We start from the raw sequence: 19660 nt of genomic DNA on the forward strand, positions 1-19660 counted from the left end.
TTCGCTTACAACCTTTAATATCTATAGATATGTTTGAGAAAATGATCAAATATTTAAGGGTATTCAACACATTAATTGTAGCGCTGTTCCTGCTGATAATATTGTTTGTGATCATAAAATATGGTGACAAGATAATGGCAAACATTATCTACTCAACAGATGACCTTTATGCTACTAATTATGAAGATGATATTATTGTTGGCGAAAAATTAGAGCAGGCAAAGAAAGACAGTCTGATTTTACAAGGATTAAGTTATGATGCTCCTCAAAGTATTAGAAACTCTACCAATAAATTAGTTGTGATATCTGCTCTTACTTATGAACAGGCAAGAAAGGTTGAAGAAACTGCAGGTTCGGCAGGAGATATATCATTCAACTTCAGTATTTACAATTGCCTTAACATAGTTTTCCTGGATAAGGATTATAAAGTAATCCGCCGCTTATTGAATAAGAAAGGGTTTATATCAGATTACGAAATTCCTTCCAACCATTCAAGAGATGATAAGCCTGATACAACTGTAAAACTTATCACCTACCTGATAGGTTTTGAGGATTCGAACAAAGATGGCGTTTTAAATGTAAGTGATCACAAAGACTTATATATTTCTGACCTATCTGGAGGAAACTTAACAAAAGTTACCCGGAATATAGATCTTGTCAGATATGAATTTCAAAATAACTATTCCAAAATCTTCATTACCTACAAAGACCGCAGTTCTGAACGAGAAGAATACAAAAAAGAAAAATACGCCATTTATACCATTGCTACCGGCAAACTTCAGAAGCTGAATGAACTAGAAAAAGAACTGGCAGAAATTGAAAAGATGCTGATTAATTGATTTCTATGAGAGTATTTATTACATCTTTTGTAGGAGTCACCTTATACAACCTTTGGGTCAGCATGGGCCTTGTGCGGGTTGTATAGAGGGAACGATGCAAAAGCGATGCCCGTCCGGCCGTGAAGACACAGATTTCTTCGCAAAATGTATTTTCTACAAAGTATTGTGGAGACACAATTACAACTTATACACCATACTAATCCCCTTACCATTCGGTGCCAGACTGAAAGCAAACTTATTATGCTTCTTTTTCAGAGCCGGATAAATCCGCAGTACGCTTTCTGCACAGGCAATGCCCAAAGCTGAGCCCAGTAATATATCCGAAAACCAGTGTGCGCCCACATATACCCTGGATGCCCCGGTAATGACCGGTAAAGCAAAAAATACCACTTTCAGCGGCACAAAATTCACCTGCCTGGCCAGAATCCAGGAAGTGGCCACCGAAAGCATAGTATGTCCGGAGGGAAAAGAATGATAGGCCGCATCGTTGCTGAAAGGTTTAAAAGTAAAGGGACTCCGGTTGGCTGCCGGACGGCCCCTGCCTACAACTTCTTTGGCAAGAGTTTGCAACAAACCAGACGTAGAAACCGAAGCAATTACCATAATTCCTGTATCCCGGAGCCAGTCATTATTCAGCAATACCCCAGCTCCCCAGAGGGTAAGCATAAAGGGATAATTGTGTTCCGGCTGCCCCAGAAAATCGCCTATTTTTTCCAGTTCATTGAGTGCCCCACTCCTGTTACGCTGCATAAAACTGTAGATGTCTTTGTCTACGAACATGGCTGCACCAGAAATAGCCAAAGCACCTCCCACCCGCAGGAAATCCCGTTTCTGCCAGTGAAAAGGCCTGGCATAGGTATGCACAATAGTTAAAAAAGTAAGCTTCCCATCGGTAGCTATCCTTCTGAAAATAGTATTCTTCTTGCGGATGGTATCACTGGGTAGGGCAACCGTATCTGCCGGTTGAACTGCAACAGTATCCTGTGCATAAAGATCAGCAGCATTTAACAGCAGGCAAAGAAGCAGAGAAAAGAGCAATCGCATAGGTTGGGTTGAGTCTATATAAGGGTAATCTATGTATTCTCCTTAAGTTTACGCCAGCGTCCTTCATATACAAAATCTGACATTGCTTTTCTCGTTTTATTTTTAGCAAAAAAATATATTATATGCCTTTGTCTAAAAATTTATCTTCACCATTTGAATATAAGGTATTACCCTAACCATTAATGCCAAACCGTTTTTAACTTAGGAGTCTTTGGTAAAACAAGTAGTTATCCAAAGACTCCTAATAAAACATTAATCAAAAATATACCGCAAGCCAATCTGTGCCCGCCACCGGCTGTTAAGTCCGGTATCGTTTACAAAAGTACGGTCGCCTCCGCTGAAACGATAGGTAGGTGTATCCGTACCAGCCAGGTAGCCAGCAAATTCCAGTGGACGGTTGTTGGCATAAATCTGCCGTTCACCCCAGTTAGAATTGATCAGATTTCCTAAGTTCTGAATATCAAAACTGATCTGAAAGGTGTGTTTTTTACCTAAGGCATTCAGTGCAAAATCCTGTAGAATTTTCATATCCAGCTGCGTATACCAGGGACTAATAGCTCCGTTACGTTCGGCATACTGTCCCCGGCGGGAGCTTAAATACTCATCCTGCCCGATATAGGAGTTGAGTTGCTGCCATTGCTGCTGGGCTGAGGAAATGATATTTCCTTGTGCGTCTTTTATATCTACCAATGTAATCTGATCCTGGCTGGACGGCACAAAAATCAGGTCGTTACCGAATATGGCATCCCGGTTCATATCGCCGGCATAGGTATAGGAGAAACGGCTGCCTTGCCCTGCTTCAAAGAAGAAACTGATGCCAGTGGCAAAATATTTTCCGTATTCAAAGCGGTGGCCAAGGGCGGCAATAATGCGGTGCTGCAAGCCAAAATCACTATAGGCCAGAGAAGGCGTATTGGAATTGCCAATGACCGGATTCCGCTGGAAGGCATCTGCCGCAATCTCTCCGGGATTAGACGTTACATCTTTTGCCCTGGAAAAAGTATAGGCTGCCATCAGGTATAATCCGCTGGTAAAATCTTTCCGCAATTGTCCCGTCAGGCTATACTGGTGGCCTTTATTGGTGTTTTCCAGCACAATTACGCCAGCATCCAGAAAGGTGCCTATGCCATTAGGTCCGGTAAAGTTTGTATTTAATCTGGGGCCAGTTTCCGGATAGATCAGGCGGTTGTCGGCACCATTGGCCCGTTCGGTAGGTACCACCTGGTTGTAGTTGCGGTGAATAGCGGCATTCATGTCTTCAGAATAAATAAATTCAGCCGTAGCCGTAATTCCTCCCGGCAATACCTGATCGATGGCCAGGTTAGTACGCCATACCTGCGGAAACTTAAAGTCTTTGGCTGTCCCATTGATCTGGAAGGTATAAAAATCATCAAAACGGGCATTGGAAGCCTGATTACCCACCCATACAAATGGGATACGTCCGGTAAAAATACCTGTTCCTCCCCGGATCTGGGTCGTATAATCTCCATTAATAGAATAATTAAATCCTAACCTGGGCGACCATAGCGGTGTGGCTTTGGGAAAATTAGTTATATCTACTTTCGCGGGATTACCCTCCGGGTCTACAAAGTTTGCAGCGAGAATTTGTTCATTCTGGGGCACATCGGTATTATAAATAGGCAGATCGGCACGTAAACCGAAAGTCAGTTTGAAGTTTTGCTGGACCTGCCATTCATCCTGCACATATAAACCCAGTTGGCCCACATTTACATCCACCGATTTTACCGGCCTGGTACCACCAGCCTGCGAAACCGCATTCAGGTCTACATAATCAGGGTTATTAGGATCAGTTACCTCAAAGAAACGGGCTACATCCAGTCCACCAAAGAAGGGATAGCCAAAACGTTGCAGGTTAAAGGCATTTACAAACTTAAACTGCTCGTAGGTAAAACCACCGGTGAGAATATGTTTGTTGGCAAAATAGCTCAGGTTATCAGTTACCTGGAATATGTTCTGGTCGAGTAGGTTGTTGGCGGAGAACTGCTCGGTACCTACGGAAGTATAGGTTGTGCCATTCTGGGTAATGTCAATCATGGGGAACCTTTTGCTGGAAGGCAATTCCCTGAAATCCCGGAAAGCCGAATAACTCACCTGCAACTTATTACTGAATTTAGAAGCAAAATTACTATTGAGTTCAGCCACGAGTGAATTTAGGTTATTGTTGATGGTATAGCCCGAATTAGAATATTGCAGCGTATTTACCGAAGGAACCCGTAAGGAAGGCGCAATAGCTATCGGGTGCGGACCTTGCTCACGCCAGCTTTTCAGGTAATTATAGCGGATAGAAAATGTATTGCCTTTATTTATATTCCAGTCCAGCTTGACCAGGAATTTATCACTATAGGTTTTGTAAATAAAATCCTGATAGGTACCCGGATCATAGCCATATTGATCTATTAACCGCTGGCGGATGGCAACCAGGTCACTTTCCAGAACCCGGCTTACACCAGGCGCCTGTCCGTTTAAAGCCGCCTGTGCTTCGGCTGCACTCTGCGCCGGACGAAAAGTCTGGCCTGGATCGTCCCGGCGGGTAAATTCGGCATTGGTAAAGAAAAAGAGTTTGTTTTTTACGATAGGTCCGCCCAGGGCAAAACCAGTCTGGTTGAATTTAAGGTCGGGATTGGTAATTTCCACATCGCCTACTTTATCTCCAATGAGTTTTTCGTTCCGAAAATAGGTATACACCGTGCCTTTAAAATCGTTGGTTCCGCTTTTGGTTACAGCATTTACCCCGGCACCGGTAAATCCACCCTGCCGCACATCATAGGGTGCCAGGGATACTTCAATCTGTTCAATGGCATCGAGCGAAACGGGCTGGCTATTGGTTTGCCCGCCTGGAGTGGGTGCATCCAGGCCGAAAGAATTATTAAAAATAGAACCATCAAGCGAAAAATTATTATATAAAGAATTTCTGCCACCAAAACTCAAACCACTGGATTGTGGGGTTAACCTGGTGAAATCCTCCGAAGAACGGCTGATGGTAGGCAAAGTACGCAATGAGTTGCTATTGATGTTGGTAGAAGCGCCTGTCCGGTCGTTGTTGATGGTAGCATCCCGGTTTCCCTGTATTACGACTTCTTCCAGATTCTGCCCTTCTACCACCAGAGAAATACGGCTTTCATAGGTTTTACCCAATGTAAGCTGAATATCATTTTGACTATAAGTTTTAAACCCAACAAATGATACTTTTAATTCATAGGGGCCGCCAATGCGCATATTCAGCAAATCGTACTGCCCGTTCGGACGGGTGGCGGTTATGTAGGGCGTACCGGAAGGAATGTGGGTAGCTACTACTGAAGCACCCGGCAAAGGCTCGCCATTAGCATCCAGTACAATTCCTTTCATAGCAGAGGTGGTTACGCCTTGGCCATATCCGGGCCTGATTCCTATACAAAGAATAAAGCTAAGCAACAGAAACGGTAAAAGGTTTTGTTTCATACGATGGGTTGGTTAGGTTGGTGATGGGTTGAAGTGATTCACAAAAATAACAGAATACTGGCTTGATGTACACCATATATATAGATAAAATACAAAACGTTTTCTTAATATCTCTCTTACATAACATTTTGAAATTTGCCATAAAATGGACTGTAATGAAAGGCAGAAACAGAGAATATTACACATTACAAACAAAACCAGTTAACAGGAAAGGCATTAAGTAAAGAAATGATACTATTATTATAAGTATAGCCAAATGTACCTTCATACATGAAGTATATTCTATCAGAAGTGTAATCCTGATACATTTCAATTGTGAAAATTATCAGGACTTTCGCAGGATTGGAAGATAAAACAATCAGAAAACTTAGCGCTTGTTCATGGCCCAGATATACGCCCGTTTACTCGGATATTCTACTTCCGGATAAGGTTGCCTTTCCAGTACATCGATGATCTCAAAACCGGTTTCCTGGAGCAGGCTGGTGATTTTACTAGTTTCAAAAAAATGAAAGTCAATATTCACCGGATGATCCAGGAAAGTATCCAGATGCACGGTTTGTTCGCCTACGTGAAAGGAGAAGAGAAACTGGCCATTTGCTATCAATACCCTGCTGATTTCCTGAAATGCTGTCTTAATTTGTAAATAATCGAAATGGACGATGGCATAAAAGGCAAGGGCTGAACCAAAAGAATGGTCTGGATAGTGTAATTGCAGCATATCAGCAATTTCAAAATGCAGGTCTGGGTTAAGGTTTTGGGCAACATTTACCATCTGAACGGAAATATCCACACCTATACAGTTTGTGAGTCCACAGTCTGCTAAAAATCTTGTTGCCTGGCCAGGACCGCAACCCAGGTCAATCAATTTGCCCTTTTCCCGGTTTTCCTGCGCAAAGACAGTCAGCAAAATCCGGTCAAGGTGTTTGTGGTGTAACTCGTTGATGAACTTACCGGCATAATTTTCTGCAGTCTTGTCGTAGCAATCTATTACATGTTTTTGTTCCTGCATATATGTATAAAGCGTCAGTGTTTACGTACTGAATCCCTCTCTGAAATATATACATCATTTGCCTGAAAGGCTATAGGGATAAAAGAATCCGGATAAGGAAATACTGAAAAAGAAGGGTATATAGTATGCTTAATGACATAGTGAGCCAGTATCCCTTCCATAAGGGTATTTGTCGTTTCCGGAAAAGCGTAAAATACAGGTATATGTCCTTAATCTTAAAAAAAAGCAGGCACATCCCATAGAAGATAGTCATAAACAATAACACACGGCTCAATTGTGACTCGCCTTTTGGATACAAGGCCAGGTAATTCCGGCTGGCAAACAAGAAGTAGAAAGCGATCAAAAACAGGAAAAAAGGTAATACATATCCTGTAAGAACATTCCCCTTTGGCATCAGATTAATCTCTTTCCGGTACCGGACTGTATTTATCAGCAACATACCTGCAAACCCAACAGCAAACAGCCAAAGCACACTATTGATTACCAGCAAACCCGATATTTCAGCCGGTGTTAGCAGGTTGCGGATTGCGGTGTCTTCAGTTACAGCAGGGACTGGGTCAACCGGAAAACCTGCAAACAACCCATAGATGCCAAATAAAATTCCCGATAATAGCAGCACCTGGAATACGACAGAAAGCAGAAGTACTCCCTCAAAAAAAGGTTTTTTTCTAGTGGCTCCGTTTGGATGAAAACTACCCCTTTGGCCAGTGATTGCTTCACTGATGAGTACCGGAAAAAAAATAAAAAGAACAAAGAATTGCGAACCTGTCATTACTCCCACTATGATAAGGAAGACAACAACAATGACCAGGCAAATTCCAAATACAGCCAGTATGCTCATATAACTAAGTATTATCGTAGTGGGTCCTAAGGATTAGGTTTTAAAAGTTTTATCAGATCACAGCTTTCCTGCAGAAGACAGCTGAAAGGCCGAAATACAATTGACTTCCGTTCTTAAAATGGAATTAGTTTACAAACTAAAAAGCTGGTTGATATGCTGCAGGGATTCTACAGCAATGTATCACTTTTGCTGAAAAAGCTGAATGGTATAGTCGAATAATTCTGTTCCGCCCGTTTTTCCATGTCCTGGTATTACCAGTTTAGTGGCAGCATATTTTTGTTTCAAGGCGGTAACCGTTGATGGCCAGTCCTGAACCGTGGCATCTGCCAGGTTTCCTTTGCCAGCACCTACTTCTTTGATCAGACAGCCACCAAACATAATGTTTTCATCCGGAAAATAGCCAATAATATTGTCTTTGGTATGCCCTTCGCCGATAAACTCAGCTATTACTTTTCTGCTTCCCACTTTAAGCTCCAGCATTTTATCGAATCCGTTGGCGGGAACAGCCGAATGATTGGATGTGGCCAGCTGTATGGTGGTGTTATTCGCATAGGAATGAATCTGCCGCCGATGAAATGCCTCCAGGCCTCCCAGGCAATCGGAATGAAAATGCGTAGGAATAATGGCTTTAATTTTACAATTCAGCTCTTTTTCTACCCAGGTTATTAATTCTGCGGAGATAGTGGTATCCGGGGCTGTATCAAAAATGATGGCTTCGTTTTTATCAAATACGATCATGCCATTACAGGGAACATTGCCAAAACTTTCGGTTTGCAAATAAGAAATATGCTGGCACACATGATCTGAGACTTGTTGAATGGTAAGAGTTTCAGACTTGTAGTTTTTATGTGGCTGGTTTAGCTTTTTCAGGCTGCAACCGCCAATCAAAACAATCAAGAGGATTAGCCTCAGACAGGTGTTTACCATGCAATTTAAATTTGAGAGTAGGCTGTGTTGTATTAGGAATGGCAAAGATAGAAACATCGTACAATCATATCATATAGCTAACGGCTTTTCATTTAAAAGCAATATAGAAAATAAGTCCGTGAATGAGGGTAATGAACGCAATCCCAGCTATCCACCAGGATTTATAATCGTTCATAACAGAGGCGATAATCAGTCCGTAGGCGAGTCCAACAACAAACAAGCCTGCTTTGAAGATACGGGAATTGCTGTATGACAGTAGTTTTTCTCTGCGTATCCACACATCCACCATAAGCCAGACATAGGCCACCAGAATGAGAACTACTCCCACAGCATCTTGCAAAGAAGGACCATGATCTTCACTCATGGAAAATAACCGTTCATTGCTATCAGGTAAGGCTACAATGATACAGCCCACAATCAGTAGAATAAGTTTAAGCCACGTATTTTTCATCAACTGTTACAACTGATTATACAGAAATATCCAATTATATTGGTTTATCTCCATATCAGTTTTACATACGAATTTACTTATGATGGTTAACAAAAAAATCTACTGCTGTACATACTGTTTCAGTGAAACCAGTTCTGGTCTGGTAGAGTGAGCCGGAGAAGCCATGCTTACAAGTTGACGATAATAGGTGCCAGCTTTATCAGGTTTACCTGCTTTTTCTGCAGCCATCCCTGCGCCATACAGGCCATTAAACCGATTGGGATGTGTTTTCAGATCTGCTTCATAGGCTTGCAGTGCCAGTTCAGGTTTGTTTAGTTGCAACAACAGGTCCGCTAATAATTCTCTGGCTGGAATTACTTCTCCTGGTGTTACGGGATGTTTTTTGGTTTTGTCTTCCATTTCAGCTGCCATTTGCATAAGTTCCAGTGCTTTATCCTGCTTGCCTTCCTTAAACTTAATCCAGGCTTCGCCTGCTTTCTGTTGAATGTCTACCTGGTTGGCTTTATAAGTATCTTTTTGTGCTAATAAATTATCATGAAGTTGATGGAGCGTTATTAATTCAGCTTTGGCCGAATCAATATATCCGGTATGCACATTGCCCAGGAGCCTGGCAAAATGAATGATGGCTTTCTGCCATGGAAATTTTTCCCAGGGAAAATTAGCAGGTTGTGTTTCCAGAGTTGCCGCTTCTTTCCAGAGTTTGTTCTCCAATACATACCTGGAAGGTGACGCTGCAAAAGCATACAGCACTTTAAAATTTACCGGAGATACTTCCTTTATCGTTTTCAGATACTCCCATTGCTGTTTAGCCAGCTCATTGTCGCCTTTTTGCAGGTAGGCATACATCAGATAGTCTATCCCATGCAATTCCTCATCCCAATGCCCTTTGATACCTGAAGCCTCAGCATAACACTGAGCGGAAGAAACAGAAGCCAGGTTGGACTTGATAGATTCGTCCCAAAGCCCCAGGCGGGTGAAAATGTGCGAAGGCATATGTAGGGCATGGGCAGAAGAAGGAGCCACAGACGCATATTTTCTGGCAGCTGCCAACCCAATATCGGCCAGTTCCGGAGAATCGAAGGTGTGAATAATATAATGCACAATACCCGGATGATTGGGTTCTTTACTATACAGCGCCTGTAAGATAGAGCCAGCTTTCTTTTGCTTACTCAATGTCTTATCCGAAGGATCAGCGGCTGCATTCAAGGCTAATGCGTAAAAAATAGCGGCTTCTTTATCGGTGGGATAAGAGGTGTAGAGTTGTTGCATGGCCTTTTCAAACTTCTGGCTCCTGGTGGGGTGATCCAGTTTATCCCAGTCTGTATAATAGGCGGATATGGCCTCAATGTAGTCTGATTCCCTATTTGTCTTTTGGGTGATCTTTCTGGCCAGGGCAATGGCATTTGCTCCCTTTTTGAGTTCTGGTTCTGCCGGAGGCGTCCACAGGGGATGGAAGTTGCTCATAGCTACGCCCCAGTAAGCCATCGCACAATCGGGTTGGGCATCAATGATTCTGGCAAATATTTTTTCAGCTTCATCATATTCAAAGGAATGCAGCAATGCCATGGCCAGGTTAAAATCTTCCGTTTGGCCGCAAGATGTTTCAAAGGAAACCGCAAGTGCCCCAAATTCCTGATCCGGAGGTCCGCAGGTAATGATCTCTCCCCGCTTCAAACCCAGCTGGTCAATACCTTCTTTTGATACTTCTGTATTTTTCTGCTTGCATGACAGAGGAAGAATTACAGATAAACTCAAACATAGGGCTTGTAAATATAGTATTACCTTCTTCATAGCTTGTTGTGGTGGTTGTTACAGAATGGCAATCGCCTCATACTTAAATAAATTGTGTACCAAAAAGTTCTACCTAAGATTTACCTTAAAAGAGCCAGTATAGAGGTAATGAAAAGATAAAGCCCGGCAACCATTCCGCCTATGGTGTCGATTCGCAATAGTGCGTTCATAAAGCCTTTTCTGTTGAAATTTCTGACCAACAACCAACTGAACACAATTATTAATAAAATGCCAATAAGGAGCTGAACATATTCCATAGATTAGAGGACTAGAAGAACTAAATAATTATATCATTTCTTTGTATTAGTACTGAATTTAATTTTAGGTTAACTATATTTCCTATGAAAGAAGCTATAATCCATTTGCTTCCTGCTTGAAATTAGGTGAATAAAAGATAATTAATAATGTGAATCAAGAGTTGAAAACCAAAATAAAAAGGGCAGCGGTAATTCTGCCAAAACAATGCACCCAAAGGCCTTTTTCTGAACGAACTTTAGAAGCGGTTTGAATAGCCGTTTTTTCATTCAGCCAATGGAAAAAGGCTTCCACAGGTTGCCTAACCGTACTAATATAGCGGGAAAACAGTTTATCAGCTGCTTCTAAATATTTTTGTCCTTTTTTGAGTTTAACAGGGGTAAGTATTTCTACCTGTTGCCTGCTTACCTGTTGCCTGCTTACCTGTTGATTGAAGGCTTTTGAAGCATAGATTTTATCTCCCATCACTTTACATGTTTTTAGTTGGCTAAGTATTGGTTTTAACACAGATAAGTCATTAGCGGAAGCCTGGCTAAAGCCTATATACTGAGCCTGAGGCAAACCTTGATAGCAATCTGCTCCTAAAAAGTGTAGCTTAAGACCATGATAATAAAGTTTTTTTGTGGCACAATATCCTTTATCGGCTACCTGTAAAGCCACTTTAGCATGGCAAGGCCTCTTAGAAAGGATAATGGGCAAAGAATCGGCTAAGCTTACGTCAATATAGCAGTCCCCATAAGAAAGAGTACTTATCAATTCTTTAGCTATGACCTCAAATTGCCAGTATAAGTCATTTAATCGTTTCTTATAAGCTTGATAAGAAGGCAGATCAGGAAACCGATCTAACCAATGGTTGGCAATATACTCATAACTATCTTTACTAGTGAATCTGCGCTGCAGGATGCCAAACAGGTACATTGTTATCACTTCCTGGTCTGTGAATACAGGTGAATAATTATTGCTCATGCGTTGATAATGCAGACAAGTCTGTGTATCATAGCAGTGGTAGATATAGTAATAGAGTCTGATGAGTTGTAGTTGTAGCATTCTACAAACTTACCTTTCTTTGCTATTCTGCCTTTTCTACTCTTGATTCACATTAATAACTATATATTTTAGATCCTTCCAGTTTAAGCTCCCTTCTTCTGGAGAATCGAAACCGTAAGTTTGCTTTTCCTTGAGGTAACAGTTCAAATATGGCTTCCGTGTCGTTTACACCGCCAATAAATGTATTGTTGCCACTATATGCCAAACCACCCCATATTTGGTTGTTTGTTTTATAGAACAGCAGATTGCCTTCCTTGTAAAATTCCATCATCGATCCATCATTCATTTTATACACACCTGATACTTTATGAAAAACCTGCTAATCAGGCAAGTACTCCTTCCGTAAAGCGATGTCAAATTGCAGTTTACTTTCCTTCTCCTTCACTTTTTGCAGGGTCATAATTCTATTCACCGATAACGGAGATTTTGTACTGGGATCGGTTGCTAAATGGGGATCGCCTTTGAAATAAATTTGTGTAATTAAATCCTGTAATCCCTCCGCAGAAATACGCATGTGAATGTGAGCCGGACGAAACTGGTTTGGGTTGTTTTCAGTGGGATAAGCGACTGGAATAGAGGTAATGAAAGCGTACTTTCCATTTGCACCTGCTTCCTGTTTGGCTCTGTATACATATTCATCTGATACATTATCATACAGTCCCTGCTCATTGCATTGCCAGATTTCAATCAGACTTTTACTGGCCGGCGTTTTTCCATCTTCTTTGTAGATGGTACCTGCCAAATGCAGAATTTCACCCCGAAAACCAGGAGGGTTAAGATTCCGCCGGGATGGCGCACCTGGCCTGTAAAAAGGCCCTAAAATATCAGTGGTAGTGGGGGTATCGCCTACAAAACGATTGTTATTCCATTGAAGATTGCCAAATATACCTATCCCCACTGCATACATAGTTGATTCTTTGATAAATGATCTGCGGGATTATTTTTTACACAAAAGCTTACCATTTTTTCATATAATCAATCGGAGGACCTACCCGTTTGATACCATGTTCTGCCCGGAACTTATCCTGCTCTTCCTCAGACATATTTTTGGCTACTCCCTGACTGATCTTGATGAACATTTCTTCCATTTTACCGGCAGGCTGAAAAAACATCAGCAGGGTAGCTTCTCCTTCGCCAGTTTTAGAAAATGCATGAGGCACCATCCTTGGCCCAAACACACTGTCGCCGGCTTTAGCCGTAAAGGTTTTATCCCCTATTTTAAACAAAAACTCGCCTTTCAGCACATACCACCACTCATCCTGATCGAAATGGTAATGATAAGAAGGTCCTCCCTTCTTTGTTCTGGTTGATTCAAATACATACATGTCCCCATCTGTATCTCTGGTAGACACTTTGCATGTAAAAGTATCTCCTTCAAAGAGCAAAATAGGTTTACCCGCCCGGTCTTTACCGGCCTCTACTTTAAACCCTTTATCTTCTCTGAATTTTCTTATGTTTTTTGCCAGCAGATGGAAAGGGGTAGCTACAAAAGCACTTGCAGTTAAAAATGTATTGAGGAAAGTATTTCTTTTCATAAAAATGGTTTCAAAATGGTATGGATGGTGTAAAAAATGCGCACTCTCTATTTTCATTTATCAACATAAAAATCTCTACAAAGAAGAACGGCTTACACTCCTTTCAGAAAGCTTACTCAGGATAAAAACGGCATGTACCGTTATTCTTACCAAAAATTAATCAGAAATAATATAACATACAATACTTATTATCAGTAGTTTATCTGCATAAACTATTTAAAACAGCTGCATTGCTACTTTTTCATTCCCGGTTGTGCCATCTGATAGTTGGAAGCAGATTTGGCTTCACTTACCATTTTGCGTACGTCGGCCAGAAGTTTCTTGGCATCGTATACAATACCGTCTTTAATGGTATACTTCACCCCTCCTACCCTGGTTACCTGGTTATCGGCGGTGAGTTTAATGGCGCCGGTACCATAGAGTACTTTCAGGTTTTGAAGCGGATTTTCTTCTACGATCACAAAATCAGCCAGTTTACCTACTTCCACCGAACCAATCTCGCTGGCTAATCCCAGGGCCTCAGCGCCTTTCAACGTAGCTGCCCGGATCACTTCCAGCGGATGAAAACCGGCTTCCCGTAATAATTCCAGTTCGCGGATAAACGCAAATCCATAGAGTTGAAAAATATAGCCCGAATCTGAACCGGTAGTTACCCGGCCACCGCGGTTTTTATATTCGTTTACGAAGGTCATCCACAGGCGGTAATTTTCTTTCCAGGCCACTTCCTGTTCGGTGCCCCAGTCGTGCCAGTGAGAGCCATGAGAAATGCGGCTGGGCTGATAGAACTCCCACAGTGAAGGCAGCGTATACTCATCGTGCCATTCTGCCCGGCGGGCCAGCATCAGTTCCCGGTTGGCTTCATAAATGTTAAATGTGGGATCAATAGTGAAATCCAGGGCAATAAGTTCATCCATCACCTGGTTCCATTTCTCAGAATAGGGCTTGGCAGCTTGCTTCCACAAAGTACCTGCCTCACCAAAGCGGTGCTGTTCATTGTTGTAATTGTAATCAGTTGGATAATTTTGTATCGTGCGGTCAGTGAATAATGCTTCTGGCAGACCATACCAGTGTTCCATAGAGGTAAGCCCCATTTTAGCCGTTTGCAGTACATTTAGCCAGGCTACATCCATTTGAGCATGGTGGCAAGCTGAACGTAATCCGGACGTTTTTGCTTCCGCTAAAGCTGCCTGCATAATATCCGGACGGGCACCAAAAAACTTAATACCGTCTGCGCCTCTTTTTGCTATGTTCTTTACCCATTCTCTGGCTTCCTGGGGAGAAGATACAGGCGTTTTGGCATCCTGGCCGAAATACGCATAGGCTTCAATACGGGGTGCAGTAATGGTATTCTGGATACTTTTATTTTTATGTTCCAGTACCCAATCGAGGCCGTTGCCACAGGAAGGATCACGGATGGTAGTAATGCCATGAGCCATCCAGAGCTTGAATACATATTCGGCGGTGGTTCCCTGGGCAGCGCCACCGATATGACCATGCATATCAATCAAGCCCGGCATTAGGTACATGCCCTCTGCATTCAATTCTTTGTCGCCCGGATTGGCTTTCGGGCGGTTTTCGGCTTTGATAGGAACACCCGGATAGCCAACCACTTTAATCGTTTTAATCTTGTTTTTTTCTACCACAATATCGACTGGTCCGATAGGTGGAGCACCAGTACCATTGATTAAGGTTACGCCCCGGATGATAAGCTGGTTAAAAGGTCCTTCTCCTTCTGTCCTGGGCGGAGATTTAGGTACCGGTTTTTCCTGGGCAAAAAGGTTAATGCCCTGTAAAAAAATGGCAACAATAAATATAAGAATAGAAAAGCGGTGGTTCATACGGCGGATCAAGTAGCAAGTTATTCGTTAATAGTTATTGGTGAATATGTATACCTGGATGTAAGAGAAAGCTTACCATTCTGTGTTATTATTCTTTTCGCTGGTATACCCGCACATAATCTACCAGCATTCGCTGCGGAAAAACAGTAGTTGCATCCGGATTTCCAGGCCAGTTGCCGCCAACCGCTACATTTAGTAGCAGATGGAATCTGGCATTGAAGGGATAATGATGAGGAGACAGATCTGCCGGTTTAATGCTGAAAAACTGGGTTTCATCCAGGTACCATCGGATCAGATTTCTCTCCCAGACGATAGAGAACACATGAAAATCATTGGAGAAATCGCCAGCTGGAAGTACAGTAAAAGTTCCCTTGTATTGATTATTGGGCCATGCCTGACCGTAATGAACTGTGCCATGTACCGTATTAGCCTTATGTCCGACAAGTTCCATAATGTCTATCTCTCCGCTTTTGGGCCATCCGCCGAATTCTTCGTCGGTGGGCAGCATCCAGATAGCAGGCCATACCCCTTGTCCTTTCGGCAGCTTTGCCCGGACTTCTATCTTGCCATATTTAAAGTCAGCTTTGTTTTTGGTATTGAGCCGGGCAGAGGTATACGACCTGGTTTTATAGGTTTCCTTTATGGCTTCGATCACCAGATTTCCATCTTTTACAAATGAATTGGCAGGCTCGGCTGTATAATATTGTAATTCATTATTCCCGCCCCCATTGTCATTTATTTCATGCTGCCATTTGGTAAGGTTAATAATTGAACCGTCAAATTCATCACTCCAGATTAGTTGGGTATAAGCAGACGGTGGAAAAACTTCATCTGGTGGAGTTTCAACTATAACCGGTTTAGCAGGAACAGCAGGTTCAGGTTTGTTTTGGCAGGCCAGAAAAATGGCAATACAGGAGAGTAGAATGAACGGTTTCATTCTGAAATATACAGAAAAAAGTCTGGAACCTGGATTTATTGAATCGGAAGGATGAACAAGATTATTTGTCTGGAACCTGGATTACGCAGATAATCTGATTTACAGGATTATAATGTGGTGTTGATTAATCCTGTAAATTCCTTAATCTGGCAAATCCTGGTTCCAGACAAACTTTATTCGCTTCGTAAACTTTTCACCGGATTGGTTAATGCTGCTTTAATAGACTGGTAACTTACTGTAAGCCAGGCAATACACAAAGCCAATAAACCAGCTACTACAAATACCCCAATCCCCACATTAATTTTATAGGCGAAATTCTCCAGCCATTTGTGCATCGCATACCAGGAAACCGGCACAGAAATCAGGAATCCGATCAATACGAGTTTAGAAAATTCTTTAGAAAGCAGCAGGGTGATATTAAATACCGAGGCGCCCAATACCTTACGGATACCTATTTCTTTGGTGCGTTGCTGGGCAGTGAAAGTAGCCAGGCCAAATAAGCCTAAACAAGCCACAAAAATGGTGATACCAGCAAAAATGCCGATGATACGTCCTACTTTCTGCTCCGCTTCATAGGTTTCGGCAAAACGCTCATCCATAAAAGAATAGGCAAATGGAGAACCTGAACCAAACTGGCTCCACTGGTTTTTCATGGTAGAGAGCAACCCTTCCACATCTTTGGTTTTGGAACGCACAATGACAGAACCGCCATTATCGCCCAGAAACATCAGTAATGGGGAAATGGTACGGTGCAGCGATTCGAAATGAAAATCTTTTACTACGCCAACTACCCGATAGTTGAGTTTATTGCCTTTGTTGTCTATAAAGCGCCCTATTACTTTGTTGAGTGGGTCCTGGCTCCAGCCGAAGGCACGCATGGCAGCTTCATTAATAATCACAGCTGTTGAATCAGTTGGAAAATCTTTAGAGAAATTACGCCCTTTCACTATCTCCATTCCTAAGGTAGGCACATAATCATGATCTACCTGATATTGCTGGGTGGTTACACTTTGCGAATTATTGTTTTCCGGCTGTACGACAGAATTATTCCAGTTGGTAGGTCCTGCTGGAATATAGCTGGAAATACTTGCACTGGCCACCCTGGAATCTCTGAGTAACTGTTGTTTGAATACCTCCTCATTTTTATCAAGGGCATAGGTATCATGTATTACCATTAACTGGTCTTTGTCATAGCCTATCTTTTTGTGCTGAATATAGGTCAGTTGTTCGTACACCACGGCCGTACCAACAATCAGGTTGGTAGAAATAAAAAACTGGAACACCACCAGGGCGCTACGCAAGCCAATGGTTTTTCCGCCTACAGTCATTTTACCTTTTAATACTTCGATAGGCTGGAAAGAAGAAAGAAAAAATGCCGGATAACTGCCAGCAATTACCCCTACCAGCAAGCCAAACAGGAGTAAGCCCAGGATTAAGAAAGGATTGACAAAAGAAAGTAAACTCAGTTGTTTATCAGCCAGGTTGTTGAATACCGGAATCGCCAGAAAAACCAGTACAACGGCCAATACCAGCGAAAACGACACCAGCAAGATAGATTCGACCAGAAACTGGCCTACCAGTTGTTGTTTTACTGATCCCAATACTTTACGTATCCCTACTTCTTTGGCCCGTTTGGCCGCACTCGCCGTCGACAGATTCATAAAGTTAATGCAGGCAATCAGCAACATGAACAGGGCAATAGCACCAAAAATATATACATACTGAATATCACCGCCCGGCTCCAGCTCATGCTGAAAATTAGAATGCAGGTGAATATCGGTAAGTGGCTGGAGGAATAAACCAGCATGGTCGCCTTTTTTCTTTAGCTCCTCAAAATTAATACCCATAAACTGCTGAAGCTGGGGTGCCATATATTTATCTACCACCTGCGGCAGTTTTGCTTCCAGCTGTTTGTAATCGTAGCCTTTGGGCAATACCAGATAGGTGTGAAAATTAAAACTTACAAATACAGGCTGTTTAGATTCTTCCAGGCTGGACATGGAAGCAAACATATCAAAATGAAAATGCGAATAGCTGGGCACTTTGTCGATTACCCCGGTAACTTTATAGCTTTGTTGCCAGGCTTTGAATTGCAGTACTTTGCCAACAGGTTCCTGATTACCGAAATATTTCTTAGCCAGCTCCTGACTGATAACAACGGTATTCGGCTCATTTAAGGCGGTTTTCGGATTTCCTTTCAGAAAAGGAATGGTAAATACCTGAAAAAAGTTAGAATCTACATAGGCAAATGAATTTTCTTTAAAGGTGTTATTCTCATAAGTCACCAGCGGACTTCCACTCACACGTACCCTGGTAGCTTCCTGTACTTCCGGATAATCCGTTTTCAGCATCTGAGCGGCCGGGGCTGGTGCCAAGGGAAATCTCAGGTCTTCGCCATTGAGTTTTCCAATGAAATTAATCCGGTAAATCCGGTCGGCTTTTTCATTGAATTTGTCATAACTCAGCTCATCCTGTATAAAAAGCATAATGAGCATACAGGTAGCAATGCCAATAGCTAAACCAGCTATATTAATGGCCGTGTGCCCTTTCTGCCGGAGCAAATTCCGGAAAGCAATGGTTATATAATTTTTGAGCATACTAAAAAATGCGCTTATTTAAAAAATGAGAACCTTAGTCAATGGATGGAGTTATTTATTTTTAAGCAGGTAAGAGGAAAAATTTTTGCCATCTACTTTGGCATATTTAAAATCTTCATCGCCGCTAAAAGAGACATCTGACAGTTCCAGAGGTTCGGAAAATTTGGTGTATTTAAAATCGGAAAAGCCTTTAAAGGTAGTTTTGGTAAACCGTACCCCATCTGAAAAATCAGCATATTTAAAAACCGCTTCCTCTTTAAAAGTAGCGCCTTCAAACGTTACACCTTTGGGGAACTTGGCATATTTGAAATTGGCAGCATCTTCAAAAGTGGTGTTTTTAAAATCAGGACCAGTGGCAAATTTGCTGTATTTGAATAAAGCTTCTTTGTTGAATTTAGATTGCTTGAAGGAGGCATTTTTTTCAAACTGGGAATACTTAAATGCACTTTCCTTCTCAAACACGCAATTTTCAAATATCACATCATCTTTAAAGTCGGCATTGTAAGTAGCTTTGTCTTGCTCAGAGTAATATGCCAGCACTGGGCCAGTAAAGCGGCAGTTTACAAAACGAATGCTCGACTTTACTTCACTGCGATAGGTTTTATAGTCATCGTCGTCATTGTTTTTGCTTCCTTTTTCGATCTGCATATTCTGTAGGTGTGTAAAATCAAGGTCGCCGGTAATTTCTGCATTCTGGTACGAAACAGCTTCGCCTTTATTCAATTTATCAATAATGGTTTTCGCATCAATTTTATTCTGTGCAAAGGCGGCTACAATCAGCAGATTCAATAACAGGAAAGTGGACAGCTTTTTCATAAGGAGATCGTATATAAGTATAAGCGTTGATGATATATGGAACAGGTATTAGATGAAAGAAATAGACTTAGGTTGCACCTTGTTAAAAATATTTATATGGAACCACGATTAATAGGATTTTAGGATTAACAGGCTTACTCATTACACATCATGCTTGTCCTTGAATCATGTAATCCGGATTCCGGAATTTACTTGTTTCTCAGGCTGTTTACAGGTTTGCCCATCGCTGTAGTAGTTTTCGGTATGCTTTTCTAAGGCTATTGCCGCTGCCCAA

At 42.0% G+C, this 19660-nt stretch carries 16 protein-coding genes; 1 reads left to right on the forward strand and 15 read right to left on the reverse strand.

The genetic code is table 11. The features are described from left to right. Positions 1–29: 29 nt before the first annotated feature. Complete coding sequence (locus GXP67_RS03505; protein WP_162441873.1) at positions 30–839, forward strand: hypothetical protein; 810 nt, start codon at positions 30–32, stop codon at positions 837–839. Positions 840–1016: 177 nt separating this feature from the next. On the opposite strand, the gene GXP67_RS03510 is transcribed toward GXP67_RS03505, so the two are convergent. The 15 genes from GXP67_RS03510 to GXP67_RS03580 all read right to left on the reverse strand — a co-directional run bounded on the left by GXP67_RS03510 (position 1017) and on the right by GXP67_RS03580 (position 19386). Next, the gene (locus GXP67_RS03510) at positions 1017–1883 is read right to left on the reverse strand and encodes a phosphatase PAP2 family protein (RefSeq protein ID WP_162441874.1); all 867 of its coding nucleotides are present in this window, start codon (positions 1881–1883) and stop codon (positions 1017–1019) included. Positions 1884–2135: 252 nt separating this feature from the next. Then, positions 2136–5342 carry a TonB-dependent receptor gene (locus GXP67_RS03515; RefSeq protein ID WP_162441875.1) on the reverse strand — a complete coding sequence of 1069 codons (3207 nt, stop codon included), beginning with the start codon at positions 5340–5342 and terminating at the stop codon, positions 2136–2138. Positions 5343–5709: 367 nt separating this feature from the next. Continuing rightward, on the reverse strand, positions 5710–6351 hold the full coding sequence (locus GXP67_RS03520; RefSeq protein ID WP_162441876.1) for a class I SAM-dependent DNA methyltransferase: 642 nt from the start codon (positions 6349–6351) through the stop codon (positions 5710–5712). A gap of 70 nt (positions 6352–6421) precedes the next feature. After that, positions 6422–7192: a hypothetical protein gene (locus tag GXP67_RS03525; protein ID WP_162441877.1), complete on the reverse strand. Its 771-nt coding sequence runs from the start codon at positions 7190–7192 to the stop codon at positions 6422–6424. A gap of 180 nt (positions 7193–7372) precedes the next feature. Then, positions 7373–8119 carry a subclass B1 metallo-beta-lactamase gene (gene bla / locus GXP67_RS03530; protein WP_162441878.1) on the reverse strand — a complete coding sequence of 249 codons (747 nt, stop codon included), beginning with the start codon at positions 8117–8119 and terminating at the stop codon, positions 7373–7375. Between the two features lie 88 nt (positions 8120–8207). Continuing rightward, a complete protein-coding gene (locus tag GXP67_RS03535) occupies positions 8208–8570 on the reverse strand; it encodes a hypothetical protein (RefSeq protein ID WP_162441879.1) in 363 nt (120 codons plus the stop codon). Positions 8571–8669: 99 nt separating this feature from the next. Then, positions 8670–10361, reverse strand: coding sequence for a tetratricopeptide repeat protein (locus GXP67_RS03540; RefSeq protein ID WP_162441880.1), 1692 nt, complete (start codon positions 10359–10361; stop codon positions 8670–8672). A gap of 411 nt (positions 10362–10772) precedes the next feature. Further along, positions 10773–11663, reverse strand: coding sequence for a transposase (locus GXP67_RS03545; protein WP_162441881.1), 891 nt, complete (start codon positions 11661–11663; stop codon positions 10773–10775). A gap of 52 nt (positions 11664–11715) precedes the next feature. Next, a complete protein-coding gene (locus tag GXP67_RS03550) occupies positions 11716–11949 on the reverse strand; it encodes a hypothetical protein (protein ID WP_162441882.1) in 234 nt (77 codons plus the stop codon). Between the two features lie 33 nt (positions 11950–11982). Then, the gene (locus GXP67_RS03555) at positions 11983–12570 is read right to left on the reverse strand and encodes a dioxygenase family protein (protein ID WP_162441883.1); all 588 of its coding nucleotides are present in this window, start codon (positions 12568–12570) and stop codon (positions 11983–11985) included. A gap of 49 nt (positions 12571–12619) precedes the next feature. Beyond that, positions 12620–13198, reverse strand: a complete 579-nt coding sequence (locus GXP67_RS03560; RefSeq protein WP_162441884.1) for a cupin domain-containing protein — start codon at positions 13196–13198, stop codon at positions 12620–12622. A gap of 233 nt (positions 13199–13431) precedes the next feature. Then, the gene (locus GXP67_RS03565; protein WP_162441885.1) at positions 13432–15036 is read right to left on the reverse strand and encodes an amidohydrolase family protein; all 1605 of its coding nucleotides are present in this window, start codon (positions 15034–15036) and stop codon (positions 13432–13434) included. A gap of 88 nt (positions 15037–15124) precedes the next feature. Further along, on the reverse strand, positions 15125–15973 hold the full coding sequence (locus GXP67_RS03570) for a glycoside hydrolase family 16 protein (protein WP_162441886.1): 849 nt from the start codon (positions 15971–15973) through the stop codon (positions 15125–15127). Positions 15974–16146: 173 nt separating this feature from the next. Further along, entirely contained in the window at positions 16147–18570 is a 2424-nt protein-coding gene (locus GXP67_RS03575) for an ABC transporter permease (RefSeq protein WP_162441887.1), read from the reverse strand. Positions 18571–18621: 51 nt separating this feature from the next. Beyond that, positions 18622–19386, reverse strand: coding sequence for a pentapeptide repeat-containing protein (locus GXP67_RS03580; protein WP_162441888.1), 765 nt, complete (start codon positions 19384–19386; stop codon positions 18622–18624). Positions 19387–19660 lie beyond the last annotated feature (274 nt).

This window comes from Rhodocytophaga rosea (assembly GCF_010119975.1).
Taxonomy (GTDB): domain Bacteria; phylum Bacteroidota; class Bacteroidia; order Cytophagales; family 172606-1; genus Rhodocytophaga; species Rhodocytophaga rosea.